Origin of the sequence: Variovorax glucosi, assembly GCF_051216695.1 — a bacterium.
Lineage (GTDB): Bacteria > Pseudomonadota > Gammaproteobacteria > Burkholderiales > Burkholderiaceae_C > Variovorax.
Genome location: NZ_JBPJZE010000006.1, coordinates 13,800 through 33,930 on the forward strand (window position 1 = coordinate 13,800; position 20,131 = coordinate 33,930).

The following is a 20,131-nucleotide window of genomic DNA, read 5'->3' on the forward strand; positions in this document are numbered from 1 at the left end:
TCCAAACATCAGAAGTTCCCAATTTATTGCTGGACATGAAATCAAGGCAGGGTCAACCATGTGACAGATTGTTAGCGCCGATGTAAAACTGACCCACTGCTGGAGTGAACCCCTGGGCTTGGACCACCGGGCAAATCTGACCTGGTACGCTGACCGGGCCTTCAACCAGGAGAAGGTCATGTCATCAAGAAGTCCATACCGGCGCCACGCGCCGGCGTTCAAGATTCAGCTGTGCCACGACATTCGCAGCGGCGCCATCGGCCGGCGCGAAGCGGCCAAGAAGTACACCTTGTCGACGAACCTGATACAGCTCTGGCTGACTCAGTACGACCGGGGAGAGCTGAGCACTGAAGAGGCTGAGGCATCGGTCATCACGGAATACGAGGCCAAGATTGCGGCCCTTGAACGCAAGGTCGGCCAGCTCATCATGGAGCTTGACCTTGTTAAAAAAACTCCACGCCTCCGCCTCGTGAGCGACAACGAGAACTTATCAATCGTCACCGGCCCGAAGCCTGCTCCATTCGACGGGGGTGTCAGGTGATCGATCTTCCGCGCAGCACGTTCTACTACCGCTCGACGGCAGTGGACGAAGATCTGGGAGACGCCCGGCTCGCCGAGTTGATCGCGTCCATCCAGGACGAAGTGCCAGGCTACGGCTACCGGCGCGTGACACACGAATTGCGCCGCCGCGGCCACGTGGTCAATCACAAGCGGGTCGCACGCGTGATGCGGGCCCGTGGCCTGGGTATCAAGCCTCGTAGGCGATTCGTTCAAACGACCGACAGCAGGCATGACTCGCCAATCTTCCCGAACCTTTATCGCAACGTCATTCCGACGAGGCCGAACGTGGTCTGGGTCGCCGACCCTGGATGTAAAAGGCCTGGTAGATCGCTTCGTGGGAAATGCGCATGGACTGATCATCCGGGAAGTCAACCTGCAAACGGTTGGCAATCTGCTCGGGCGACCAGCCATTGACCCATTTGCGGTCACCACGATGAGGTTTGTTGCGCCCGATGAACGCAGCTTGCCGAGGCCCGGCGACATCACGTCCGTGAGCATCGTGGATCGAGCCCTCCAAGCGGTCTTGGACGTACTGGCGCAGACGTGGGTTCAGCACCAGCTTGGCCGGCTTGGGCCTTCTGGCCACCAGCTCCGACTTCCACTGCGCGACCGAAGCCACTGCGTGCCTGGTACTTTGAAGCGATGGCTGCAACCTGGCTGAACCCTGCTGAGTTAAAAGCACAGTTTCAGAGCGCGAGCATCCTAAAGGCCGGCCGTGTCGTGTTCAACATCAAGGGCAACGACTACCGCCTGATTACTTCGATCTCTTACAAGCAGCAAGCCATCTTTGTGAAGTTTGTCGGAACACATGTGGAATACGACAAGGTGAATGCCGAAACCGTTGATCAGTCCTCATAGGGGGGGTGTCAACATCCGTTATGTTGGCGCCTGTGCGCCCTAGAGAAAAAAATGTTTATCCAACCCGTCCGCAGCGACGCGGACTATCAGGCGGCGCTTGCCAAAGTGTCTGCCCTGATGGATCTTGACCCTGACCTTGGTACGCCCGAGGGGGACCAACTCGATGTCCTGATGACACTCGTTCAAGCCTACGAGTCGAAGCATCACCCCATCGAGGCTCCCAGCCCGGTTGAAGCGATCAAATTCCGCATGGATCAGGCAGGACTGACGGTCGCGGACATGGTGCCTTGCATCGGCCCGCGCAACCGTGTGTACGAAGTGCTCAATGGCAAGCGTCCGGTGACCATGCCCATGATCCGCCGCCTGCTCAACCTGGGTATTCCAGCCGCCTCGCTCGTCGGTGAACCCGAGCCCATTGCAGCCTGATTTTCCAAGCTTCATGAGGCCCGTCGCGCGCCGGTTAGCCAGCCTTGCTGGCAGGCGGATTGATTGAGGTAAATAGCGATGAGAAAGACCAGATCCACCCTTCTTGAAGCTGTTCACGAGACAGCGCGGGACCTTCACAGCGCTGGCGTGATGGAGCAAGTCACCCTGCGCGAATTCGACTGCATGTGCCTGCCGCCAGTCCCTCCGCTGGAGCCACAAGCGTTCAAGCAGATCCGCGAGATGTCGCATGTGAGCCAAGCGGTTTTTGCGGCCATGCTGAACACGAGTGTTTCCACCATTCTGAAATGGGAAATCGGACAGAAACGCTCGACCGGTACGGCGCTCAAGCTGCTGCATCTGGTCCAGACCAAAGGCCTGGCGCTGTTTAGCTGATTGGTCTAGTAAGCAACCTTGAACGTGGGCGAGTCTTCCGCCCGCGACTGCCGACGGTCATAGATCCGGGTCGTGGTGATGTTGGCGTGCCCGAGCCACTCCTGGACCTTCGTGATGTCGGCCTGATGATCGAGCGCATTAGTTGCAGCCGTCGCTCGAAGCGCATGCGGACTCAGGCCCTGCAGGTCAATCTTGGCGGCCGCACCGTAGCTCACCACCAGCTTGTAGACCCCATCCGCCGTCAAGGCCTTGCCCGGTGTTCGATGGCCATCGCGCAAGGGCCTGAACAAGGCTTCTGCACCCTGTCCGCGATGTCCTGCCGCTTCAAGGTACGCGTCGATCAACCCGGCCGTTTCCGGATGCAGCGGCACATAACGCAGCTTGCCACCCTTGCCGTGAATGCGCAGGTGAGTAATGCCCCGGCGACTGTGCAGATCCTCGACCTTAAGCGAGCACAGCTCCTCCCGCCGAAGGCCATGGAACAGCAGCACCGACAGCAGCGCCCGATCGCGCTGGCCCTTGAGCGTTGAAGCATCCGGTGCGTCCAGCAGCGCGCGCGCCTGGTGGTTCCCCAGCGCTGGCGTCTTGCCTTCCTGGCTTTCCACCTTCGGCCGCTTGACCCCCTTAACCGGGTTGGTCTCGACCGCATTGCACTCGCACAAGTACTCGAACAAAGAGGAGAGTGCGGCGAGCTTGCGGCGGATCGTCGCCGGCGCGAGAGAGCGGCCCTCGAGCTGCTTCCTCCAGGCGATCACATGCGCCCGCCTTACCTGGCGGAACTGCTCGGGCTGGCCTATGCCGATGAACGCCGTGAAGTCCTGCAGGTCTCCCTGGTAGGCCCGGCGCGTGCAGGGGTTGTCGATGTTGGTGAACCACTCGACCTCGGACGGCACGGCGGCCAAGGCCGCAAACCGCGGGTCGCTGAGCAATCCAAACGAGGAGGGCGGCTGTAACGCGATCAGTTCATCAACCATGACGTGCGCCATAGCCAGCCGTCACCGACACCAGCTGCTTGAAATCCATCGGCGCTTCGAACAGGTAATTAAAGCGGGCCACCGTGGCCGCGCGCACGACGTGCGGACCGGCCCATGCAGAAACAGCGATGAAGCTGGTGTACTGGAACGCCGGATCCTGCTTGACTTCGCGTGCCAGGTGCAAGGCGGCCACCCCCGCATGGTCCAGATCGCAGATCACCACACTGGGCCGGTGCCGATGCACCAGCTGCAGCCACGTGCTAGCACCTGTGGGCACCTCCGTGGGTACAAAGGTGGCCCAGCCGTCGTCCTCCAGCCGCGTTTGCACCAGCGGCGCGAACTCGGCGGCCTGCGCCAAGATCAAGGCGCGCTTGGGCTGGCGTTGTCGCCAAGGCAGCGCCACTTCCTGCAACGCATGAAAACAGAACGGCATGACCATCTCCACTTGTTATTGATAACATATTTTATCAATAACATAAAATTAGACTGGGGGTGCGGACGAAAACTTGGACTACCAGGAGCTAGTTCATGTATTCGTATCCAGACAGAATTCGGGTCGGCGAGCTCTACATCAAACTCGGCGAACGGGTCAGGCCCACCATCGGGCAGCTGGGTTGTCCAACTAAGAATGCTTTGAAAGGCTGGTGCGTATTCCGGCGAACGTGACCGCTGATTCCGCTTGATCGTGACCGGTCGTCATGCGTACTGAGTTGCGCGTTCAGATTTCAGAAGCGGCGGTCACGATGGGTCATTGTTTTTCTCTTTTCGGAGCGTTTCCGCGGTCTGCCGTACAGACTTACCAGGAGGGTGAGTTGATGGTTCTGCTGCATCACTCGGTCGAGATCACTTCGGTGATGGTGACCGCCGGCTTCGGTACCGTCGCGCATAAGCGGCGAGGGGATTGCCGATGGAGCTTTTTTTCACTAGTGAATCTGCACACAGGAAAATACAGCGTGACTCGCTTCACCCGACTAGCTGTCACTGTTGCGGCCGCACGGAGTGTTCCATATGTGGACTATGAAAAAGCACTATTCTTTGAACTGTAAATGGCCGAACAATAGTCAATTAGGCTTTGCATATCAGAAGATTTTTGGAAAACAGCATCTGCACCCAAACCCATGCATCTTCGTCGCATTTCGTTGTCAAGATAACTACTGAGCACAACCATTTTCTGCTCTGGCTTGCGCACCCTGTGCGCACTCAATACACGTGCGCCGCTACCTGCGCCCAACGCAAGGTCGATAATTGCAAGATGCCATGTCGCGCGGTTATCAGATAACCAGTTAAGTGCTGCGTCTTCGGTGTGTACACATTTCACCACCTGAATTCCGGTGCAAGAGTTTAGAATTTCAGTTATGTAGCTGGCGACTATTTTATCGTCTTCAACTATAAATATTTCAAGGTTGTGAGACAGCATTGACATAAAAGCCACCCTATAAAAAATTCGCTGAAAAAGATGGCTTGAACTTATCGAACGCTAAAAAAATACTGGTGTAGCATCCCGGCGATGCGTATGGCAGTTTATGGGGTTGTGAGCAAGCCAGATAGAAAATCGAACACAGTTTAATTTTGATTTTGAAATAAAAGTAGCGTTCAGGTTATTTTAAATGGATTGTTGGAAATTGTTTCTGAAAATGCCGTGCTTATTTTGATTTAACTATTGAAGAAGACACGTTGTCGAAATGCATTCGAACTAGCCCTCCATAATCAACCGAAGTTATTATTTTCGCGTTCTAAATGGATTTTCAGGGCGCATGATAAAAACAAATAAAAGGCGAATGCGCACTACAACGCTTGCATAAAATTGTCAGTGCGCACATCCGGAAGAATAATCACGTTAATCTATATAAGTGGCTTTTGAATTTATCTATCAGACTCGCCATTATCAGAAAACCTTTTATCATCTCGAAGTTCATCTTGCGAATGCAAGGACTTTGCGGGCAAGTCGCATTTTATTAAAACTTCGCGCGTAGATTGCAGACGCCTGCAAAGCGCAACATTTATTTTTTGCCTGAAATTGTTGGCAGGCACGGCGATAATCGTCCAAACTACAAGACCAAGAACGACCGCTGCGATTATCAACCACAAAAGTATGTCCAAGCAATCAGATCCAAGTTTTTGATTCCGCAAAACAATTAATAGGAGCTTATTCTATTCAATTGACAATGAAGTTAAGCCAGTTGTTTTTGCAAATCTGTTTGCAGTTGTAAAAATTTCTGGGTAACTTCAAAAGATCACACTATCTATCTGAACAGAACATGAACATTCTGGAAAAGTATCACTGGCAACTCAAGAATATTGGCTGTTGTTCAGGTGGCATACATGTTTGTAACCGAATTGGCTTCTGTTAACGTGGCATTTTCAACACAATAGAGAGTTAAATTTCTATCGTTTTGGGGGTGGTGTTGTAAATTGAGAATTTCGTGTGTGATTTGCTTTCGTTCCTATGATGATTACAGGACGAGTGAGCACCTGCTGATAGTTTTAGCTGCAAAATGTCTTCAGTAACCTTATCAAACCATCTTTCTCAATTAGTAGTCAATCAAGGCGTTACATTTGGCCAGAAACTGGCATATGTTTTTTTGCGAGAAGATCTTTCAACTGCAGATACACTGACATTTTCACAATTGGCTGCAGAGTGCAAGATGCTTTCCGCAAAGCTATTGCTTGTCGCACCTCCTGGCAGTCGCGTTCTTTTGGCATTCCCTCCAGGACTCGAATTTGTTCGGGCGTTTTGGGCTTGTCTTTTCGCCGGACATGTCGCCGTTCCAGTCCCGGCCCCCGACCCAGTGCGTCTGCTTCGCGCCGCACCCCGTCTTCGCAAAGTTCTTCAAGACACGTCTGGTGCGCTTGTTCTAACTTCGAGTTCCGTCATCGATGCTGTTCGCAAAACGCTAGAGCCCGATGCGGTCGGGCCGGTGCTATGTATGTCGCTCGATGAGCTTAAAGCAGTCCACGGCCTTGAAACCGATGTTTTTCCGGAAGTGGGCGGCAATGCCCTTGCTTACCTGCAATACACATCAGGTTCCACCACGGCACCGCGAGGAGTGCGTCTCACGCATGACCAAGTAATTTCAAATGTTGCTGCACTCAATGCAGCAGGTCATGTCAAAGACGAAAGTCGTGTGCTGACTTGGTTGCCTCATTTTCACGATTATGGGTTGGTTCACGGACTGATTGCACCGATGTATGCGGGTGCGACGAGTTGGCTAATGTCGCCTCTGGCATTCCTGCGTCGTCCGCTGCGCTGGATTGAGGCGATGTCATCGCTGCACATCACGCACTCCGGCGCGCCTGCTTCTGCTTATGTTGCATGCCTTCGCGCACTCGACGAACGTTCGCTACCGTATTTGCCAAGTAGTGATCTGTCGGCGTTGATCTCACTCAACTGCGGAGCAGAGCCAATTCGATCGCAAACCGTTACTCAAGTGCTGACGGTTTTTGGCGCCATGGGCATGGAAGCTCACACGTTTATGCCAGGTTATGGGCTGGCTGAAACGGTTTTGGGCGTGAGTGGCCGCAATGCTGGCAGAGGGCGAGCACCTGTGCTGCTTACCGTGGATGCGGCAGAGCTTGCGAGTAACCGCATTGTGTTGCGCACAGCAAACGGAGACAGCAGCCTCACCAAGACGCTGGTTGGTTGCGGACGACCGCTAGCGGGAATCGACATCATCATTGTCGACGTTGCAACAGCGCAGCACGCTGAGTCTGACGCTGTTGGCGAGATATGGGTTCGCTCAGACAGCGTGGGCGATGGTTACTGGCACCAGCCTGAGATTTCGCACACAGTGTTTGAAGCACGGTTAGGTGACGGCAGCGGACCTTTCCTGCGCACCGGCGACCTCGGCTTTATATACGCCGAAGAGCTATTCGTCACAGGACGCCTAAAAGACTTGGTGATCGTCCATGGCGGTAACCACTATCCGCAAGATCTTGAGTGGACAGCTGAGCACGCACATACCGCGCTACGGCGGGGTTTCGGTGCGGCATTCTCGATCGACGGTTTGGATGGAGAGACGCTTGTACTCGTGTTGGAAACCGAACGCCGTGTCGTAGAGCTTGATGCGAACGCTATTGCAGCTACTGTCCGTCGTGCGATTGGCGAAGAACACGGATTGCCGGTCGAAAAAATTGTGTTGGTGCGATCTGGGTCGCTTCCGCGAAGCTCCAGTGGAAAGATACAGCGCAGTGTCTGCCGCCAACAATTCCTTGATGGGAAGTTAGCGGTGCAAGCTGTGGTTGCGCGCATCGGTCTAGAAGAGACTTCCTCCGATGACTCCGCACGAAACCTTCCCGCCCTAACTGCTTCTCGCGTCATGCCACGCGACGAGGCTGAGCAGGCGATCTGGGACATCTGGCGCGAGGTGCTAAACACTACGACCTTCGGTGTTCAAGACAGCTTTTTCGAACTCGGCGGCACGTCGCTGCTGATGACGCAGGTCGCCTCGCGCATCGAACAGCGGATGGGCGTCGAATTACCGTTGTCCGTGATGTTCGACTGCTCCAGCATCGCTGCGCTGGCTGATCACCTCGGGCGTGGAATAGCCCAATCCGGCGCCGTGAACAGTGCGTCCGCTTCCAGTGCCGATTTCATGCGCTCGCCTGCGATCCCTCGAATATCTCGTGATGGATTGCTGCCGGTATCGATGTCGCAGCGGCGCATGTGGCTGATCCAGCAGTTCGATCCAGCCTCGTCGGCCTACAACGTGGCGATTTCATTGCGGGTCCGGGGTGCGCTCGACATCGGCGTGCTGCAGCGCGCCGTCGACCTGATGATCGAGCGGCACGAAAGCCTTCGCACGCGCCTGGTCCAGGGCATCGACGAGCCGATGCAGGTGATCGAGGACGCGCGTCCGATGCCGATCGAGCACATCGATCTCTCCGGGCATGCCGATCCGCAGGCTGATGCGCGCGCGCTGTTCTCCGAGCGCATCGCGACGCCCTTCGATCTGTCTGTCGAGCCGCTGCATCGCGCGACGCTGTTGCGTTTCGGCGAACGCGACCATGCGCTGATGTGGGTGATGCATCACGCCATCGCCGACAACTGGTCTTTCACCGTGCTGATGCGCGAAGCGCTCGACGCCTACACCGCATGGCGCTCCGGCGGCACGCCCGATCTGGCGCCGGTGCCGATCGAGTACGCCGACTACGCCGCCTGGCAGCGCAGCCCGGCGGCCATTGCTCAACGCAAGCCGCAGATGGCGTACTGGCGCGAGCGCCTGGCCGATCTCTCTCCGCTCGATCTGCCGACCGATTTTCCGCGTCCCGCACGACCGAGCTTCCGTGGCGGCCGTGCATCGGCGACGCTGTCGGCTTCGCTGCGCAGCGCCGTGCGCGCCTTCTGCTCGCGCGAATCGGTCACGCCATTCGTGGTGCTGCTCGCCGTCTTCAAGCTGATGCTGGCGCGCCAGTCGCGCGGCACCGATATCGCGGTCGGCACGCCGGTCGCGAACCGCCATCGCTTCAGCGCCGAGCATCTGGTCGGCACGCTGGTCAATACGCTGGTGATGCGCACCGATCTGTCCGGCGATCCGACCTTCGTCGACCTGGTGCGGCGTGTGCGCGGCACGGCCGTCGACGCCTACGCGCACCAGGAAGCACCGTTCGACGAACTGGTCGAAACGCTCGGCCACGACCGCGCGGTGCATCCCGAGGGTCTGGTGCGCGTGCTCTTCAACGTGCTGAATGCGCCGCTCGGCCGGCTGGACCATGCGGGGCTCGACCTGGAAGAGTTCGTCTTCGATCGTTCGACCGCGCAATTCGACCTGTCGGTGCATATCGATACCGAATTCACGCACCGCGTGCATTTCGAATACGCGACCGATCTCTACGATGCCGCAACCATCGAGCGCATGCGCGACAACTATCTGGCGCTGCTCGAGGCCGTGCTCACGCAGCCGGCGCAACATATTTCGGCGTTCCCGGTCGTCGCGCCGGCCCAATTGGCTTTGCTGCGCCAGAGCTGGAATGCCACGCAAGTGCCGCTTCCGGCCGAACTCACGGTGCATCGCTACCTGCCGATCGCCGACAAGGCGCGTCACGACGATGTCGCGCTCTGCGATGCGGACGGCAGGACGCTTCGCTATGGCGAGCTCGAGGCGCGGTCGAACACGCTGGCGCATGCCTTGCGCGCTCGCGGCATCGGTCGTGGCGACCGTGTCGGTCTCGGCGTCAAGCGCGATGCGCTGATGGTCGTGGCGATGCTGGGCGTGCTCAAGTCGGGCGCCGCCTATGTGCCGCTCGACCCTGGTTTTCCCTCGGACCGCCTGCACTTCATGGCCGAAGACGCCGGCCTGGCTGCATTGCTCACGCGAGGCGTGCCGGCCGGCTGGCTGGCCGACGCCGGCGTGCCGCTCCTGCCGCTCGGCGAAGACGGCTGGATCGAAAGCGACAGGGGCGCCGATCGCGACACCTCGGCGCTGAAGCCGGACGCGCAGCACGACGCCCGGCCGCTCGACGCGGCCTACATGATCTACACCTCCGGCTCGACCGGACGCCCGAAGGGCGTCGCGGTGCCGCACCAGGCGGTGGTCAGCTTCCTCGCCAGCATGGCGCGCACGCCGGGGTTGAGTTCCGACGACAGGCTGGTCGCCGTGACAACGCTGTCTTTTGATATCACCGTGCTCGAACTGATGCTGCCGCTGGCTGTGGGGGCGCAGGTCGTCATCGCTGACGCGAGCCAGGTCCACGATCCGCATGCGCTGCGCGATCTGCTGGCGCAGCACGATGCGACCGTCATGCAGGCCACGCCCACTTTGTGGCGGACGCTGCTCGACGCCGGCTGGTCCGGCAGGGACAGCGGCGAAGCCAACTGCACGGGCTTCAAGGCACTGGTCGGCGGCGAGCCGCTGCCGCCGATGCTGGCGGAACAGTTGCTCGCCAGCGATGTCGAGGTCTGGAACATGTACGGGCCGACAGAAACCACCGTCTGGTCGACCGTCTGGCGCGTGGTTTCGCCGCGTGCTGGCATTTCGATCGGTCGACCGATCGACAACACCACCGTTCAGGTGCTCGACGAGACCGGCCATCCTTGCCCCATCGGCGTGCCTGGCGAGCTGTGCATCGGCGGTGCCGGCGTCACGCTGGGCTATCACCGGCGCGACGAACTCACCGCCGAGCGCTTCCCTCCCGATGCCGGATCTGACCAAGCGGGTGCCCGTCTCTACCGCACCGGCGATCTGGGACGCTGGCGCCACGATGGCTGGCTCGAACATCTGGGCCGGCTCGATCGGCAGGTGAAACTGCGCGGATTGCGCATCGAGCTCGGCGAGATCGAATCGGCGCTGCTGGACCATCCGCTGGTCGCTCAATGCGTCGTCGACACCCGCGCCGACCGCAGCGGCAGAGAGAACGACGTCCGGCTGGTCGCCTATCTCGTTCCGCGAGACGGCGATGTGAAAAGTGCTTCGGAAGAAGTCGACATCGCCGCCGTCCGCGAACATCTGCGAAAGCGTCTGCCCGACTACATGCTGCCGCAGTATGTCGTCTGGCTCGAGGCGCTGCCGCTCCTGCCCAATGGCAAGATCAACCGCAATGCGCTGCCGGCCCCACAAGCGGAAATCAAGGTACGCGCAGGAAGCGCTGCGCAACGTTCGGGGCCGACAACGGCGGCGGAACATGCGATTGCTGCCGTCTGGCGAGAGCTTCTGGATGTCGAGGTGATCGACCTGCGCGACAACTTCTTCGATCTCGGAGGGCATTCGCTGCTGGCGATGCGTGCGGTCGTCGCGATCCGCGAAAAGCTCGGATGGGACATCGCGCCGCCGCGGCTGGTCTACGAGACGCTGGGCCAGATCGCCAGGCGACAGAACCTAGAGCTGTGAACCATGGCACAGAAAATAGCTATCGATTGCAATTAGTGACTATTTTAAACAAGAAAATTACGCATGGGCTAAATGCGTTTTGGCATAAACAAAATATCTCTTTTAATTAACTTATGGCAATTATCTCTGCCTCTGATTTACTTCGCCGAATCCCTCTTTGTTCGTCGCTTACAGATAAACAACTGGAAGAAGTGTCTCAAGGAGTAAGCAAGGAAAGATTCAAAAAAGATGCATTTGTAGTAAAACAGGGATTTAGTTCTGGCGGATTGCATATTTTCCTTAACGGAAGAGCTCGAGTATTGAGGAATAATGACAGAGGAAAAGAGGTTATTATTTCTATCTTAAACCCTGGTGATTATGTGGGTGAAATGAGCTTAATTGATCAAATGCCTCATTCGGCATCAGTCAGAACAGAAATCGAATCAGATGTTTTAACAATAAAAAGCATAACTTTCGCGCGCTTAATGCCCGAACAGTCATCGTCTGCACACAAAATTTTGTGCATGTTGGTTAAAAGACTGCGTTATGCAGATGAACAAATCGAGTCGCTTGCATTGATGGATGTAAATGGAAGGGTAGTACGTATGCTGCTTGAGTTGGCGGTAGACGATGAGGAGGGTGGCCTCATGATCAAGAACAAGTTTTCCCAGCAAGACATGGCAAAGATGGTCGGGTCTTCCCGGGAAATGGTTGCTAAAGCTTTCAAATTGCTTGAAGTAAGAAAATTTATTTTTACTGACACAACCGGATACTTGCACCTCAGGCCCGATATTCGATCGACCTTCTAAAAGATTTAAAAAGTCAAAATTTGCCTTTTTATCCAGATTTTGCAAGTGAGGTATTAATGAGCGATCAAATCAGTCGAACCCTTTCCGTGGACCCATGGAGCAAGCTAGCAGCACTCCGGTTCGTTCTGGCGTCCATCGTCGCCTTCAACCATCTGGCCGAGATGATGCCGATCGGCGTCTTCACCGTCATTCCGATGTTGGGGACGTTCGAGGCGATTCTCGGATTCCTGCTGGTCAGCGGATATTCGATCGGCGTTTCGTATCGCAAGGAGCCCGAACAATTCCTCTGGCGCCGGATCAAGCGGATCTATCCGGTGTATCTGGCGAGCCTGGTCCTGATGGGCATCGTCCTGTATACGGGCAGCCAGGCGCTGCCTGCGGCTTCGGAGTGGATCGTCAATCTGCTCTTCTTGAACCAGCTGGTCGTTCCTACATCGATCGTCGGACCCGCATGGAGCCTCTCCCTGGAATTTTGGCTTTACTGCCTGACTCCGCTGTTGTTCACCCTGTCCGACAAGACGGTGAAGCGCCTCGTTGCAGTTTCGTTCATTGCGTTCTGCGCCTACACCTGCGGACGAACGCTTTTTCACTGGACGTATTACTCTGGAACCGCTTTCGGCCTGAACCTGTTGTTGCTGGCATTCATCTGGCTGTCCGGCATGCGGCTTGCGCGAAACAGGGACATCAGTGGTAGTCACGATGGCAATGGCAACATCATGCGGTCGATCGCCGCGATGTTCGCCATCTACATAGCCCTGAGTATTTCCATACAGGCTGGTTATCGATTCAAGCATGGAGAGATGGCGCAATTCGTCCAGAGCGACCTCATCTCATTCATCCTCCGGATGTGCACCCTCGCAGCGGTGGTGGTCCTCTTTCGAAACATTCTTCGCCAGGGTTCAGGCGGCAGGCCTTCGGCATGGATGCGAATGCTGGGCGATGTGTCGTTCCCTCTCTATATGTTGCACATTCCGGTGTTCGAGCTGTTGAAGCGGACATCGATCCAGTCGCCCGCGATGTATTTCGCGGTTGCTTTCGGAGTGTCGGTCGTTGCATACAGGGCGCTGGATCTGTACTCGCAGCGGCGTCATGCACCCAGAAAAATGCCCGTCGCGGCATGACCGGCAACAGCGATTGCTCCGAGCCGTCAAAAAACTGAAATTCTTGATAACGATGACTTTAGCGAACCCACTCTCCAATTCGAAAATAAACTCGACAGAATCCGGCGGCGCTACGCGGCGTTCCCTCTTACGTAGCGCTGTGCTTTACGCCATGTTCACCGGAAGCGGCGTGAGTCTTTCCGCCTGCGGTGGCGGAGGATCCGACAGCGGAGGTAATTCCAGCCCGCCGGAAAGTGCGGGCTCGGTTTTCAAGCACGGTGTCGCGAGTGGCGATCCGCTGTCGGACCGCGTCATCGTCTGGACGCGTGTCACGGCGCCGGCGCCAGGTGCGCTCAATGTCGATTGGGAAATCGCGAGCGACGAGGCGTTCGGCATCGTGATCGCGCGCGGCATCGCAAGCACCGGCCCCGATCGCGATTACACAATCAAAATCGACGTCGCGGGCCTTCAGGCGGCGAGCGTCTATTTCTACCGGTTTGCTACTGGAGCCGACCGTTCACCGATCGGCCGGACCAAGACCCTGCCAGTGGGCGGCGTTGCCCAGGCGAAGTTAGCCGTAGTGTCGTGCGCGAATTTCCCCGGTGGTTACTTCAATGTCTACGCCGACATCGCGAAGCGCGCCGACCTCGATCTGGTGCTGCATCTGGGCGACTACATCTACGAATATGGCCGGCTCGGTTACGCGTCGCAACTGGCCTTTGCGCTCGACCGGGTGTCCGCGCCTGATCACGAAATCCTTACGCTGCAAGACTACCGGTTGCGCCATGCGCAGTACCGCAGCGACGGCGATCTGCGTGCGATGCATGCTCGGCTGCCGATGATTGCTGTATGGGACGACCACGATCTTGCGGACAACGCCTGGTCCGGCGGGGCCGGCAACCACGACGAAAGCACCGAAGGTTCGTTTGCCGCCCGTCGGACGGCTGCCGTGCAGGCCTATCACGAGTGGTTGCCAACGCGGCTGCCCGATCCTGCGGATCCGCTGAAGATCTATCGCTCGTTCGACATCGGCACGCTTGCGTCGCTGCACATGCTTGACACGCGGCTGATCGGTCGCGACAAGCAACTGTCGCTCGATCAGCACCTCAGCGGTGAAAGCGCCTCGACTTCGCGGCAGTTGTTGGGGCAGGTGCAGTCCGACTGGCTGGCCGGGCGAATGGCGGCATCGGCGGGCGTCTGGCAAGTACTGGGTCAGCAGGTTTTGATGACGCGGATGGCCGTACCGCTGAGCGTGGCGACAGCGATCACGCTGGAAACGTTGACCGCCTACGTTGCCGCGCAAACGACGCCGGAACCCTTGCGCAGCGACAGCCAGAGAGCGTTGCTCGCCCAACCCAAGGCGCCTTACAACATGGACGCGTGGGACGGTTATCCGGCCGCACGCGACACGGTATTGGGAATGGCGCGGAGCCAAGGCAAAAACCTGATCTCGCTGGCTGGCGACACGCACAACGCATGGGCCGGCAATCTCACGTTGGTGGATGGTCAACGGGTAGGGGTCGAATTCGGAGCTGCGTCAGTTTCGTCACCGGGATTTGAGCGGCTTCTTCCGCTGATTTCGAACGATCTGCTGGCCGACGCCTTCAAGCGAATGGTCGACGATCTTCGATATGCTGAAACAAGCAAGCGCGGCTATGTAGTTTTGACGCTGACGTCGGCCGAAGCGCGGAGCGAATATATCGAGGTCAGCACGGTGCTCAGCCGCGAATTCACGGTCAAGACTGCGGTCACGCTGCGCGTGCTCCCAGGCGTCGGGAACCTGCAACTGCTTGCAACATGAGCCTACAGGACGAAAACCGATATTTAGACTGCATCACTGCCTGCAAGCTTGGAATCACGTAGGCACTCGACTGGACGCCGGGCATCATTTTTTTTGTTTGCAAGCTGAGAAGTTCGTCTACGCATACGGAAAAGTCCTCGACCATCCGAGGCGATCGTCGACGCACTACACGATCCTCAACCATCTGCGTGTCTTCCACATACAAGTCCAAGGTCAACACAACATCTTGCTGGTCGGGAGCCCGGTTAAACCCAACAACAAGCTTCCCTTCATCCATGATTCCCGTCAAGACTTGATCAATAGATGCGTATGCCGGGCCAAAAAACAATGCAAAACCAGGCGTTTCTGCCAACAGGCGAGAAGCCGCCGGAGAAGAAGGTCCGCGAACAGAACGTACAAATGCTTGGTGCGGTGGTGAAGGATTAATCCAGGTAAGACCGTCATAGATTGCAAGCTTGAGGGAATAACCAAGTCCTGTGACGGAATAATTGCGAAGATAGTAGCTGCCGACAATCTTGACAGGAGCGCCTTTCTTAGTGCTGCGGTCATGTGTCAAAGCTGAGAACTCAAAGCCACACGCAATCAATTTCCCGTTAGCGGATTCTCTTAGCGGTCGAACAGCAAAAGTACCCGCAAGATTATCGCCAATCACATTATGCAAAATCTCCGGTTGTGCGAAAGCTGTGATGTGCAAAGCACTTAAAATAACGAATCCTAATTGGCTCATCATATAAGTCCTTCGTTTAGGCACGTCTTAATGCGTTCACCATTGCCCAGCTAAAAGCGCCAAGTGGGCAAGGTTTAGTTGTGAAACAATTTTAAAGATAAGCTTCGACTGCGACTGTGATTGAACAATGGCGCGATCGAACCATACATGTTTCCAAGCTACTCAACAAAAAAACGGCTCTTACGAGCCGTTTTTTAGAACCGGTGTCAAGGTCTATATTTTACTTGCCGTCACGATCTGAATCACCAGGGACGGCACGTTCGACCTTGTCGCTCAGCCTATCCCATGCATCCTTGCTTGCATGCTTGGCACGATCCCATTCGAGACCGGAAGTCCCGCGCGACTTTCCCCAATCGCGGCTCATCTCGGGCTCGACGTCATCAAATTTACGGTCGGGGTTACTGTTGAAAGCGCGCACGCCATGTCCGTAAGCTGGACCGTAATCGTCATAAGTCGAACCGCTCTCGACATACGAGCGATTGGTGTAGTTGTCCTTCCAGTACGCATCTTCGACTACTGGATCCGCCGCGACAGACTTCCCAGCTAATGCGCCAGCTACTACGCCGACAGCTGCACCCACCAATGCGCCGACTGGACCGGTCATTCCACCAATCATGGCTCCAGCAGCAGCGCCGCCAGCCACGCCGCCTGCTGCACCTCCTACCAACGCACCAATGCCAGTTGCTTTCGCGCTACTTGGTTCGTCGATCGAATGCACGTCGTTTGGGTTGTTTGGGTTAGTCATCATCAGTCTCCTTCTTTGTTGATGAAGCTTCAAACATCCAGCAAATCGCATGGTGTTCGCAACGGTTTCACGCCGTGAGCGTGGAAGCGTTGATGCTTTAGCCGCGTGAGCTTTATCCTACGTAAAACGGGCCATCGATTTGACAGCCCGCTGTGGCTCGTTGTTGATGCCAAGTCCAATAAACTCAGGACAGCGTGAGGTTTTACGTAACGCGACCACGACGGACTAAGTTAACGATCGCAAGCAAAATTATTGCTCCGATCAGCGATGCCAACAGACCCATGATGCTGAAGTCATTCTGATTGATTGTGCCCGCGCCCAACAGTGGACTGACAAGAAAACCACCAAGGAACGATCCGACAATCCCAACAATGACATTGAGAATCATTCCCTGTTGTGCGTCTGTTCGCATGATCATGCTAGCGATCCAACCTATGACGCCACCTATGATGAGCCAAATGATGAAATTCATAGTTTTCTCCGGTAAAAATATTAAGTTCGGTTGTGTGGAGTCCTGACGCCATAGGACAAAGCCTTCAATAAAGTTCGTACTTATTGTGATTTCCTCCCTTGGCATCGTTTGCCGCTTGGCTTCAAGCTCGCGTACTCACGCAAGAACAGCCTATGGATCTCATCAACGCCAGCGCTTCTCAGTCAGATCAGCCTTCAACATCACAGCCGGTGGTGCTGCATATGCCGGTCGATGTGCGCAGCGCCTCCTTGGTTACGCTGTCGTTGCTCGGTGTGATTTACACCCTTCACTGGGCCGCGCAGGTCTTCATTCCGATTCTGGTCAGCTTGATGCTGACTTATGCACTCTCTCCCACGGTCAGCTTCCTTGAAAGACGTCTGCGGGTTTCTCGCTGGATCTCTTCTGCCTTGTTGATCTTGGCATTGGCTTGCGCAGCTGGTAGTGCCGCTTATAGGCTGTATGGAAGTGCGGTTGCGTTGACTGAAACGCTGCCGGTTGCCGCTGCCAAGCTCCGCGCGAGCATCTACAACCATGGACGTACAGCCGTCCAATCATCGGCCTTGGACTCCGTACAGAAAGCGGCAGCGCAGCTTGAGCAAACCGCTGAACGGTCTGCTCCAAGTGCTGTTGGCAAGAATGGCGTTACACGTGTCACGGTAGAGCGATCGCCATTCAACATTCGTGACTACCTTTGGAACGGCACGATGGGGTTGGTAACTGCAGCAGGACAGCTGACGCTCATCGCCTTTCTGACATTCTTCACACTGGGATCGGGAGACCTTTTCAGACGCAAACTGATGCGGTTGGCAGGTGCCAGGTTTGAGAAAAAGAAGATCACCCTTCACGTCCTCAACGACATCACGGCGTACATCGAGCGATACCTTGTTGCTCAGGTTCTCACCAGCGTCTTGGTTGGAATCCTGACAGGTATCGCTTTTGCACTTCTGGGCCTTGAAAACGCCGTGATGTGGGGCGTGGCAGCGGCAATCACCAACTTGATACCGTACGTCGGCTCATTGGCCGTCGTTGCAGTGGCAGGCACAGCGGCCTTCCTCCAGTTCGACGCGCTGCAACCTGCGTTTTTAGTCATGGGTGCTTCGCTACTGATCCACACGCTGGTCGGAAACCTGCTCCTCCCCTGGTTAACAGGGCGCAGCTGTCGGATGAACCCCGTTGCGGTCTTCATTGGCGTGATCTTCTGGGGGTGGCTTTGGGGATTGTGGGGCCTGCTGCTTGGCATGCCCATCATGATGATGATTAAAGCCGTGTGCGAACACGTCGAACACTTGCAACCAATTGGAGAGCTGCTATCTGACTAAATCAAACCGCAAATTTTGATTTTTTGATTCGATAACGTTCAAGATAAAAATATGCAATTCTTTAAGCCTTTGGTTCTTGTCTGCTTGAGCGCAGCTCACGCCTCTGGATGGGCTCAGGTCTCTGTTCAGATCAATGTGCCTGGTGTGATACAGGTGGCCCCGCCGCCTCCGCGTTACGAAGCTGCACCGCGTTTCCTCTCCAATCAAGTCTGGGTGCCCGGGCGCTGGAACTGGTCTGGTCAGCAATATGTCTGGCAACGTGGTCGCAGCGAAAGGATGCGACCCGATTACGTGTATACGCCTGGTCGGTGGGTCGCCGCAAACGGAGGCTGGCGTTGGTCAGACGAAACCTGGACCAACAAAAAGCAGCACAAGCGGGCACGCAAGCACGACGGCGATGATCGAAGATTCGACCGTCATGACACAAGCAATGAACATTGCCCACCTGGTCAAGCAAAAAAGGGCCGGTGCTGATGAGAATACGAGTCAATGCCTGATTTCGTGTGATTCTCAGAAATTATTCCTGAGTACTCAGGCAGCAATTTTGCAGTTATTTTTACAGTTTCAATTTAAGCCAGAAGCATTTTTAGAAACATAAGTATTCTATTTACGTCTCTAGCACACTCTCCGTATGAATCGGGATGTAATAAACGTCCCCTCCTACATGGGCTGATTTTTAATCCATGCACTATTCGCAGCTCGCCAAGGAGTGCTAAATGCTTGTTTTTGCCGGATTTTTATTTATCGCCATTATTTGTACTGCGCCACGAGTTTTTGACGTGGCCAGCCTCGATGCGATCGTTATGGCTCAAATCGAGGCTTCTCGATCTTTGTTGAGTAGCATTGAGTATATAAGTTTTCAGAATTTTGAAAGTTTTATCACACTGTCCGATGTGCATAGTGTGCAACTGCAAGAAAATTCTCAACTTCTAAATTCTTGAGTGTGAAGGATGTCGGCTGCTAGGATTATCTTTGTCGACTTTTAAATTAAAAAGAACAACTATACTTTCGGTCGCAACCAACAAAAATCCAGATAGTTATATGCTTATCAATCGTTTGTTGTTAATTCAAATATTTAAAGATATAGAGAGCGGCACGGGCATGGCGCCTGATGTTTGTGAAAAAATGGTTCGAGAGGGTTGGGCCGAATGGGTTGACATAACCACCGGAACCCCAGTTGATTTGAATCATCCACGGTCGATACTTTACCTTACGCTCGAAGGGCAAAAAAAATTTGCTGAATTGACTGCGTTGTAAACTATCCATCTGAGCGCGAACATGAGTTCTACAGACAAATTTTGTAAAGTAGGCATTTTCTAGCGGATGTGCCGTGGCTGCGTATAGCAAACGCGTTGTATGACGCCGAGCATTTTTGTAGATAAAGCGACCGGCTTTGCGGTTCCCATTTTTTTTCGTGTTCGTAACTCAAAATTGAACGACTAGATCAAGAGTTGTAGGACCATAGCCAGCCTTTTTCCAAAATGAAGTTTGTGCCAGTCTTTCGTGCGATGCTCTCTTCTTCTCTCTTTGGTGGAGGTTTTGTATGAGCGTCGAAAACGAAAACGACGGATTCGTGGGTAGGTTGCATATGTTGGACGCGCAACAATCTTTCTACAATGCTGCTGTGGCAGTAGGGCTTATCAAGCCGGGCAACGCCTTGAACAATATGCTCGTTGATTATGCTGAATTGGTAGTATCTTTATGCGCGAAAATCGGTGATTGCTATGCAGTGCCGAACAAACCTGAGGACACAGTCGGCGATCATATTCGTGAGGTCTACCTCGGGTCATCACGCATCAAAAATTAGGGAAAACTCATCACGGACAGCTGAAAGCCAATTAGTGTCTGCACGGCGGTGCTGCGGTCTCCCATATCGATAGGTGTGTGCCCATCGACAAAAGTGCGAACAGCACTTCTTATATTTCTTCTGCTTGCATGGATTGCCGGTTCGCGATGCTTTAAACAAGTCGGAAAGGCAAAAAGCCCAGGCCAGCGCGAACGCTGCCTGGGCTCCGAGGACTGACCGACTTCAGTTGATGTTCGCGCCCATGGCGTGGAACGGCTTGCCCGGGACCTTGAACGTGCCGCCGTACTCGAAAGGCGCGTTGTTCAGCAGCTTGCAGCCGCCCTTTGCATCCGAGCAT

20 protein-coding genes and 2 pseudogenes are annotated in these 20,131 nt (G+C 55.4%); 15 read left to right on the forward strand and 7 right to left on the reverse strand.

Translation table 11 applies throughout. From position 1 onward, the window contains the following. Positions 1 to 178 precede the first annotated feature (178 nt). Complete coding sequence (locus tag ACSFA3_RS21990) at positions 179 to 541, forward strand: transposase (protein ID WP_435507632.1); 363 nt, start codon at positions 179 to 181, stop codon at positions 539 to 541. A 41-nt stretch (positions 542 to 582) separates the two neighbouring features. Beyond that, positions 583 to 975, forward strand: coding sequence for an IS3 family transposase (locus tag ACSFA3_RS21995; RefSeq protein ID WP_435507650.1), 393 nt, complete (start codon positions 583 to 585; stop codon positions 973 to 975). Here the strand turns inward: ACSFA3_RS21995 and ACSFA3_RS22000 are convergent. Next, positions 860 to 1,177 (reverse strand): annotated as a pseudogene (locus tag ACSFA3_RS22000) (IS30 family transposase); the annotation flags it as partial. The gene ACSFA3_RS21995 and the pseudogene ACSFA3_RS22000 overlap by 116 nt on opposite strands. Positions 1,178 to 1,203: 26 nt before the next feature. Between ACSFA3_RS22000 and ACSFA3_RS22005 the strand changes: the two are divergent. The 3 genes from ACSFA3_RS22005 (at position 1,204) to ACSFA3_RS22015 (ending at position 2,238) form a co-directional block, all read left to right on the forward strand. Then, positions 1,204 to 1,419 carry a type II toxin-antitoxin system HigB family toxin gene (locus ACSFA3_RS22005; protein WP_435507633.1) on the forward strand — a complete coding sequence of 72 codons (216 nt, stop codon included), beginning with the start codon at positions 1,204 to 1,206 and terminating at the stop codon, positions 1,417 to 1,419. 51 nt (positions 1,420 to 1,470) lie between these two features. Next, entirely contained in the window at positions 1,471 to 1,845 is a 375-nt protein-coding gene (locus ACSFA3_RS22010; protein ID WP_435507634.1) for a helix-turn-helix domain-containing protein, read from the forward strand. Positions 1,846 to 1,995: 150 nt separating this feature from the next. Next, positions 1,996 to 2,238: a helix-turn-helix domain-containing protein gene (locus tag ACSFA3_RS22015; RefSeq protein WP_435507635.1), complete on the forward strand. Its 243-nt coding sequence runs from the start codon at positions 1,996 to 1,998 to the stop codon at positions 2,236 to 2,238. A 5-nt stretch (positions 2,239 to 2,243) separates the two neighbouring features. Here ACSFA3_RS22015 and ACSFA3_RS22020 read toward each other — a convergent pair whose 3' ends face one another. The 3 genes from ACSFA3_RS22020 to ACSFA3_RS22030 all read right to left on the reverse strand — a co-directional run bounded on the left by ACSFA3_RS22020 (position 2,244) and on the right by ACSFA3_RS22030 (position 4,635). After that, complete coding sequence (locus ACSFA3_RS22020; protein ID WP_435507636.1) at positions 2,244 to 3,212, reverse strand: tyrosine-type recombinase/integrase; 969 nt, start codon at positions 3,210 to 3,212, stop codon at positions 2,244 to 2,246. Further along, complete coding sequence (locus ACSFA3_RS22025) at positions 3,205 to 3,651, reverse strand: response regulator (RefSeq protein WP_435507637.1); 447 nt, start codon at positions 3,649 to 3,651, stop codon at positions 3,205 to 3,207. Before ACSFA3_RS22025 ends, ACSFA3_RS22020 begins: the two co-directional genes overlap by 8 nt. 576 nt (positions 3,652 to 4,227) lie before the next feature. After that, positions 4,228 to 4,635, reverse strand: coding sequence for a response regulator (locus ACSFA3_RS22030; RefSeq protein WP_435507638.1), 408 nt, complete (start codon positions 4,633 to 4,635; stop codon positions 4,228 to 4,230). Between the two features lie 1,072 nt (positions 4,636 to 5,707). Here ACSFA3_RS22030 and ACSFA3_RS22035 point away from each other — a divergent pair. From ACSFA3_RS22035 to ACSFA3_RS22055, 5 genes and pseudogenes are all read left to right on the forward strand, one after another. Beyond that, positions 5,708 to 7,432, forward strand: a pseudogene (locus ACSFA3_RS22035) (fatty acyl-AMP ligase); the annotation flags it as partial. A 96-nt stretch (positions 7,433 to 7,528) separates the two neighbouring features. After that, the gene (locus ACSFA3_RS22040; protein ID WP_435507651.1) at positions 7,529 to 11,035 is read left to right on the forward strand and encodes an amino acid adenylation domain-containing protein; all 3,507 of its coding nucleotides are present in this window, start codon (positions 7,529 to 7,531) and stop codon (positions 11,033 to 11,035) included. A 113-nt stretch (positions 11,036 to 11,148) separates the two neighbouring features. Beyond that, positions 11,149 to 11,823, forward strand: coding sequence for a Crp/Fnr family transcriptional regulator (locus ACSFA3_RS22045; RefSeq protein ID WP_435507639.1), 675 nt, complete (start codon positions 11,149 to 11,151; stop codon positions 11,821 to 11,823). A 56-nt stretch (positions 11,824 to 11,879) separates the two neighbouring features. Further along, entirely contained in the window at positions 11,880 to 12,944 is a 1,065-nt protein-coding gene (locus ACSFA3_RS22050; protein ID WP_435507640.1) for an acyltransferase family protein, read from the forward strand. A 52-nt stretch (positions 12,945 to 12,996) separates the two neighbouring features. Further along, on the forward strand, positions 12,997 to 14,724 hold the full coding sequence (locus ACSFA3_RS22055; protein WP_435507652.1) for an alkaline phosphatase D family protein: 1,728 nt from the start codon (positions 12,997 to 12,999) through the stop codon (positions 14,722 to 14,724). Here ACSFA3_RS22055 and ACSFA3_RS22060 read toward each other — a convergent pair. From ACSFA3_RS22060 to ACSFA3_RS22070, 3 genes are all read right to left on the reverse strand, one after another. Continuing rightward, the gene (locus tag ACSFA3_RS22060) at positions 14,672 to 15,451 is read right to left on the reverse strand and encodes a hypothetical protein (RefSeq protein WP_435507641.1); all 780 of its coding nucleotides are present in this window, start codon (positions 15,449 to 15,451) and stop codon (positions 14,672 to 14,674) included. The two genes, ACSFA3_RS22055 and ACSFA3_RS22060, sit on opposite strands and share 53 nt — an antisense overlap. 220 nt (positions 15,452 to 15,671) lie before the next feature. Further along, positions 15,672 to 16,196 carry a hypothetical protein gene (locus ACSFA3_RS22065; RefSeq protein WP_435507642.1) on the reverse strand — a complete coding sequence of 175 codons (525 nt, stop codon included), beginning with the start codon at positions 16,194 to 16,196 and terminating at the stop codon, positions 15,672 to 15,674. A gap of 202 nt (positions 16,197 to 16,398) precedes the next feature. Next, complete coding sequence (locus tag ACSFA3_RS22070) at positions 16,399 to 16,668, reverse strand: GlsB/YeaQ/YmgE family stress response membrane protein (RefSeq protein WP_435507643.1); 270 nt, start codon at positions 16,666 to 16,668, stop codon at positions 16,399 to 16,401. Between the two features lie 152 nt (positions 16,669 to 16,820). On the opposite strand from ACSFA3_RS22070, the gene ACSFA3_RS22075 reads away from it, so the two are divergent. The 5 genes from ACSFA3_RS22075 (at position 16,821) to ACSFA3_RS22095 (ending at position 19,794) form a co-directional block, all read left to right on the forward strand. Then, on the forward strand, positions 16,821 to 17,987 hold the full coding sequence (locus ACSFA3_RS22075) for an AI-2E family transporter (RefSeq protein ID WP_435507644.1): 1,167 nt from the start codon (positions 16,821 to 16,823) through the stop codon (positions 17,985 to 17,987). 51 nt (positions 17,988 to 18,038) lie between these two features. Continuing rightward, positions 18,039 to 18,461, forward strand: coding sequence for a hypothetical protein (locus tag ACSFA3_RS22080; protein WP_435507645.1), 423 nt, complete (start codon positions 18,039 to 18,041; stop codon positions 18,459 to 18,461). Positions 18,462 to 18,703: 242 nt separating this feature from the next. Then, positions 18,704 to 18,928, forward strand: coding sequence for a hypothetical protein (locus ACSFA3_RS22085; protein ID WP_435507646.1), 225 nt, complete (start codon positions 18,704 to 18,706; stop codon positions 18,926 to 18,928). A 31-nt stretch (positions 18,929 to 18,959) separates the two neighbouring features. Beyond that, positions 18,960 to 19,244 (forward strand): hypothetical protein, encoded by a 285-nt coding sequence (locus tag ACSFA3_RS22090; RefSeq protein ID WP_435507647.1) that lies wholly within the window; start codon positions 18,960 to 18,962, stop codon positions 19,242 to 19,244. Positions 19,245 to 19,530: 286 nt separating this feature from the next. Then, positions 19,531 to 19,794, forward strand: coding sequence for a hypothetical protein (locus ACSFA3_RS22095; protein WP_435507648.1), 264 nt, complete (start codon positions 19,531 to 19,533; stop codon positions 19,792 to 19,794). The last annotated feature ends 337 nt before the right edge of the window (positions 19,795 to 20,131 follow it).